The following is a 6,834-nucleotide window of genomic DNA, read 5'->3' on the forward strand; positions in this document are numbered from 1 at the left end:
GCGAAGCGCCCAACGGCTGGCTGGTGGTGTCGCTCACCCATAGGGGCAGCCGCGGTCAAGCGTACAGCCACAGTTTTACCGCCATCCCCGCCGACAGCATCTTCCGCCCCGAACGCATCACCCCGCTGCCTAAGATACAGGGCAGCCTACCCGCCAGAGTCACCAGCCCCGGCAACTACACCTACGCCTATATCGACAACATGGGGCGCTATCGCGTCAAACTGCCGTTCGACCTCGACGAATGGAGCCCGGGCGGGGAAAGCCGCCCCATCCGCCTAGCCAAACCCTATGCCGGCCCCGACTACGGCCAACACTTCCCCTTACACGAAGGCACCGAAGTGATGCTGTCGTTTGTACAGGGTAATCCCGACAGGCCTTACATCAGCGGGGTAATGCACGACAGTTCCCACCCCGACCACGTTCCCGCAGACTGGAACACCCGCAACGTTATCCGCACCTGGGCGAACAACAAACTGCGGATGGAAGACAAACAGGGTCAGGAACACATCAAACTGGCGACCGAATACGGCAAAACCCAACTCAACCTCGGTCATATCGTCGACAGCGAACGAAAGCTCCGAGGTGATGATGGACAAGGCTTTGAGCTGCGTACTGACCATTGGGGTTCTGTACGCGCAGGCAAAGGCTTATTTCTATCAGCCAACGCCCAAAGTGCTGCTAATGGTGAAGTTTTAGATATGGAAGCAACTATCCAACAATTAAAAGAAGCGTTGGATATGGCACAGGGTTTAGCTAAAGCAGCCAAACGTGCGGAAACCCCATTAGGTGATCAAGATGTAAATAGCGGTAGTAAAGATTTAATGGATCAAGGCGGCCAATACGGCAGCAGCAGTCTGAGTGAACTTGATGCTAAAGGTTTGAAAAATGCCGGCCTGATTGCCAGTGCGCCAGCTGGTATCGTATTGAGCACACCAAAGCACATTCAAATCAGTGCTACTGAAAATATTCTTCATACCGCTGGCAACAATATCCACAACAGTGTCTTCAAGAAATTCACTGTTGCAGCTGGCGAATTGATCAGCTTTTTTGCCCAAACCCTAGGCATCAAAATGGTTGCGTCCAAAGGAGACATAACGCTACAGGCACAACAAGATAATATTACGGTCGCAGCAGCCAAAGATATCCGCATCGATAGCGTAAACGGTGAAATAACTATTTCCGCCTCTAAAAAGCTAACATTAGTGTGTGATGGTTCTTATATTACTTTAGGTGGCGGCAATGTCGAGATTGGCACACCTGGGCAAATCATCAATAAATCTTCTGGCTGGCAAAGTATTGGCCCCTCTAGTAAATCTGTAAAAGGTACCATGCCGAAAGTAGCTAAAGGCCAACTAGAGCTGCTTCATTACTATGCAACGCAAAAGAAAGACGGTGTAGCTGGAGGTGAATACACTGTTATCGATAGTTCCGGGCAAGTACGTAAAGGTATTTTAGATAGTAATGGTTATGCAGTTGTGAGCGGACTGGCTGAAGGTGCTGCGAAGGTAGTATTTAGTAAAGATCCGAGAGATGGCCATAGTGATAAAGATATTATCGAAGATGCTTTTAGAGTCTTACCAATTGGAAAACAAACTACTTCAGATAAAAATCAAATTGCACAATTTGAAATCGCCAAAAAAGAAGTAGACACACTTTTAGCAGATACCAAAAATTTGGTCTCACAAGCACAAGCATTAAAGCAAGTTTCCGACAACATAAAATCCCGATCTTATAAAGATTTAGCTAAAAGCTTGTCCATAAATCAACAGCTTGTTTTAACTGAAAAGATTACATCTAATATCAAAAAGAAATAATCGGAAGTTAAATAATTTTTTACAACTATATCAGTTTGAATTTTAAAGAGTAACATCAAAATGGCTCCCCAAACCACACCATATAAAAAAGTTGCAGTTGGCCCTAAAAATACTTTCACCAAGGATGCCCAAAGAGGAGCTTCTAAATTTGATAGGTGGCTCAGAAATATTTCAGACGGCTATGTAACTTTAGATAGGCTGGCAATGGCTGCCGGAGCAATACCTGTTATCGGCAATGCAATGGCTGTTGTTGATACCATGCTTGCTATTAAAGATATGGCCAGCAAAAAAAATACCGATATGTTCGACTGGATGAATTTAGCCATCAATGTTATCGGAATCATTCCAGGAACTGGTAATGCAGCAAGGACTACGTTACGTCCTACATTACTTTTAGTACGTGAACAAGCGTTGCGGCACAAAGGACTTTTGACTGAAGCAGCTGTTACAGCAATCGCCAATCATATTTTGGCAGGGCACAAGGGAGACGTTGAAAAATATGTAGCGGCTATTCAACGACAAATGAATGGCATGCTAAAAGAAGTTAGTCGGCATGCTCAGCGAACCTTATTATCTAGTGCGGATGCCTTAACAAAAATATCCTCAGGTAAAGTTTTTGACACTCGCACACTACATCGAAAATCAAGTGAGGCTTATAACAAAGGAACTGTATGGACTGAACAGGGCCGCAATCTATATCGTGTAGCAGCGGGATATAAAACTGAAGCTGTTGCGAAAGATGTAGCAAATGCAGCTGTTGCCAAGTTGGTTCCCCCGCAAATCAAAACCAAATTGTCTGTAATTGCTGCTCAATTGCATGGATATAGAAATACAGTAGATGCTCGGATTATGGGACTGGCAGGAGGATTATTAAAATTATTAAACCTGCTTTTATCTGCCCTCAAAAAACGCAAAAACATCAGCCGCCCAGCCGCTATTCCTGGTAAAAGCCAAAAAACCAACCAAAATGCTCGTCTGGATGCGTCCACTCAGCAAAGTAAAAGTAAAAACAAGCCTTCTGACTGCAAAAGCTGCGGCACTGGCGCTTCTAGAAAATCTATCGATTTTGCTACTGGACAAGAAACATTTACCCATATAGATTTTTCCCTGGCAGGTATTATGCCGATCAGCTGGACCCGCACTTACTGCTCAGGATTAATCACCTATGAGCGGGGTGAATTGGGGGCACGCTGGATCACTCCCTATACTGCACGCATAGGCATCCGTAAACGAGAGTTGTTATACCACACCTCTGACGGTCGAGCTGTACCTTTTCCATTATTGGAACCCGGTAGAGCTTATCATCATCCCATAGAAGATTTTACGTTGATGCGTGTCAGTGAGGACATTCTGACCCTTAACGTTGGCAAAGATTTGCTTGAAATTTATGAGCGTTATGGGGATGTTTTTCGTTTATTAACTATTAAAGACCGTAATGGTAATGTACTTGGCTTTCATTATTCAGGCCATCTTTTGGTTGGGATTAATGACACCAATAATAACTTGGTGGTTATCCACTATAACGAGCAGAATAAAATCAGCCGTATTGAATTGGCCGGAGACAATGCCCGTTTGCTGGCAGCCTACGAATATGATCATTTTGGAAATCTTATCAAGGCCACTGATGAGGCAGGAGACGTTTACGAATATGCTTACCAAGACCACTTGATTACACGTTATACGGACCGTACAGGAAGAGGTATCAACCTTGAATGGCAGGGACGTCGCCATTGGGCTAAATGTATTCGAGAATATGCTGATGACGGTAGCGGAGAATTAACGTTGCAATGGGATGAGAATATCCGTGAAACGATTGTAACTGATGCTTACGGCTACAAAACCAGTTATCTGTATGATGCAGAAAATTATACTTACCGGATTATTTATCCCGACCATACTGAAGAATGGTTTTTCCGCGATGAGCGTAAAAACATTACGACTCATATTCATCCTGACGGTAGCGAAGACAACTACACCTACGACGACAAAGACAATCTGCTCGAGCATATCCGAGCCGACGGCAGTGTCGTTTCTTTCGAATACGACGCTGACAATAATCTGACTGCCATTACTGATCCTTATAACCAACGCTGGCTGCGCGAATATGACAGTAACGGCAATATGGTAATGGAAACTGATCCCGAATTTAACGAAACTCGTTATGTTTATGATGAGCATGGTTTGCCTGTACGGATTACGGATGCCAAAGGCGGCGTTAAAACCCTAAGCTGGACAGCCGATGGACAAATTAGCAGCCATACCGATTGTTCCGGCTACACTTCACATTGGGCCTATGACGACAGAGGCCGTCTGACATCGCAAACCGATGCCGAAGGCCATACCACACGCTATACCTATGACCTACGTGGTCAATTACAAACACTTATCCAAGCAGACGGCACTCAGGAGCACTACCAATATGATCCTGAGGGTCGCCTACTAGAATATACCGACCCACTGGCACAATCCACCCGCTACACTTACGATCGTGCCGGTCGCGTCTTTATCCGAACCGATGCGGCAGACAACCGTGTCCAATACCGCTACGATCTCAACAGCCGGCTTACCGGTTTGGTGGATGCAAATGGTGCCGTTTACGGCTTCCGTTACAATAGTGTCGGTGCATTGTTGGAAGAAACCGGCTTTGACGGCAAAACTACCAGCTACCACTATACCGAAGGCAGTGGTGTCCTCCGTGAAATTCATGAAGCGGATACCATTACAGCCATTAATTACGATGCGGCCGGTCGCATCGAAAGCCGTAGCATCTTGATAAACAATACAGAAGGAGAAGCCCGGGAAGCCGACAAAGAAAATTACAGCTACGATGCCGCTGGTCGCCTCGTCGAGGCGCGTAACAATCATAGCCATTACCAGTATTTTTACGACACCCTCGGCAACCTAGTAAAGGAATACCAGCACTACAGGCTTGGTAACAGCCGCCGTAGTTATGTGTGGCGACACAACTATGATGAATTGGGCAACCGTATCGAAACCATCCGACCCGATGGCCAACGAATCGGAATAATGCGCTATGGCAGCGGTCATGTGCACGGCCTCACCCTCAACCAACGGGAAATTACCGCCTACCAACGTGATCGGCTGCACCGCGAAACCGAACGCACCCTTGGCAACAAAACCGCTCAACATACCCGCTACGACCCTCTCGGCAGAATTTTGCAACAAAGCAGTAACGGTAGCATCCGTAATTACCGTTACGATAAAGCCGGTCAGCTTATTGACATTCAAACCCCTAAAGGCAGCATTCAATACCACTACGACCCGGTTGGCCGTCTGATTGCCGCCATTACCCCCAACAACCAAGAAATCTTCGCCTTTGATCCAGCCGGAAATCGCTTAGATACGTACAAACCGGCAGATAAAGCGGCGGAATATCCTGTATTAAACAAAGTGTGGGGAAATCTGCTGAAAGAATACGCCGGAACACATTACCAATATGATGTTAGAGGCAATTTGATTGAAAAAACCAACAACGGCAACACTACCCGCTACACATGGAACGGCTACAATCAGCTTATCAAACTGGAAAATCAGACAGGCATAACAGAGTACCGCTATGATGCCTTAGGCAGAAGAATTGCCAAAACGCACAATGGAAACACCACTATTTACCTGTGGCAAGAAGATACGCTGGCAGTAGAAACCAATGAAGACAGCAGCATACACTATATCTTTGAGCCCGATACCTTCGAACCTGTGGCTCAGTTTCAGACGGCCTCGGTAAGCGGCATCCCCAGCCCGAGCAGAGTGGTATTGCCCTACTCATATGATCCGGAAGCAGATCCACTTCTCAAAGAACCAAAACAGCCAGACACCCAACCCGACCTCATCTACTATCGCCTAGATCACCTAGGCACACCAATAGCGGCGACCGATGAAAAAGACAAAACCGTTTGGGAAGCCACATACAAAGCTTGGGGAGAAATTGAGCACGAAAATATTTCAGACGGCCTCAGTATCAACATCCCATTCCGCTTTCAGGGGCAGTATTACGATAAGGAAAGTGGACTACATTACAATAGGTTCAGGTATTATGACCCTAGTGTCGGACGATTCATCAGTCAGGATCCGATTGGATTACTGGGTAGTATTAACTTATTTGAATATGCTCCCAATACAACCCAGTGGATTGATCCGCTTGGACTTGCTCCATGTAAAGGAAAAGTCAAAAACCCTAGGATTAATGTCGAACATATTTTTCATGGAGAAATTAATCGTAGAGGGCAAGCCACAGGATTCCATCATGAAGGATCCATTGGACATTCAGGCAAGGCTAGAATTATCCAAATTACGAAAAGGCCTAATATGAGAGGAGTTTACGAAGGAAAAGTTGAAATCTTTAATCCCAAAACAGCAAAATGGGTTCAAAAAAATGCACCATCATCCTTTTATCCAAAAACATGGTCAAGAAGTAAAGTAATCTCGGAAATTAAGAGTGCTTATAAAAATGGTTGTGTTACTGGAAATAAATTTTCAGGGACTTCAAATAGTGGAGTTAAAATCGAAGGATATATCAATCATAATGGATACGATATCAACACCGCATATCCAAAATATTAATGTAAGGAGTTAATACATGGAGTTTTATTTAGACAATGATAACTATTGCTGTGTAAAAAATATTAGCAATCCTAATGAGCAAATTATTGGAGACTATCTTGAAGGGGATATTCAAGGGTCTGATTACCATGTTAATTTAATCATTAATACAATTCATCAAATTCAAAATGGTGAAATAGAAAACTGGCAGGGAACCGGTAATGCACATACTATTTCAATATCCAAAGATAAAATCAATATCTTTAATGAATTTACAGAAATGGATGTAACTATTTATGACATTCAATACTTTTTGTCACTTTTATATCAATGGAAAAAATTAATTGAAAGTAGACCAAATGAATAAAACAGCACCTGAATTTTTTAAATTCATTCTGTTTATAACAAGGAAAATAACATGAAGATAGATATATCTAAGCATATTGATAATATTTTTCAT

At 44.2% G+C, this 6,834-nt stretch carries 3 protein-coding genes; all 3 read left to right on the top strand.

Annotation, left to right across the window (positions count from 1 at the left end; all coding sequences use genetic code 11):
- On the top strand, positions 1-1,814 hold a 1,814-nt coding region (locus AKG43_RS11410; protein ID WP_156300673.1), incomplete at its 5' end, for a type VI secretion system Vgr family protein.
- Between the two features lie 60 nt (positions 1,815-1,874).
- Positions 1,875-6,395 (top strand): EndoU domain-containing protein, encoded by a 4,521-nt coding sequence (locus AKG43_RS11415; protein ID WP_054617410.1) that lies wholly within the window; start codon positions 1,875-1,877, stop codon positions 6,393-6,395.
- 16 nt (positions 6,396-6,411) lie between these two features.
- Positions 6,412-6,741 carry a YacL family protein gene (locus AKG43_RS11420; RefSeq protein WP_054617411.1) on the top strand — a complete coding sequence of 110 codons (330 nt, stop codon included), beginning with the start codon at positions 6,412-6,414 and terminating at the stop codon, positions 6,739-6,741.
- Positions 6,742-6,834: the final 93 nt, after the last annotated feature.

Origin of the sequence: Neisseria sp. 74A18, assembly GCF_001308005.1 — a bacterium.
Classification (GTDB): Bacteria; Pseudomonadota; Gammaproteobacteria; order Burkholderiales; family Neisseriaceae; genus Neisseria; species Neisseria dumasiana.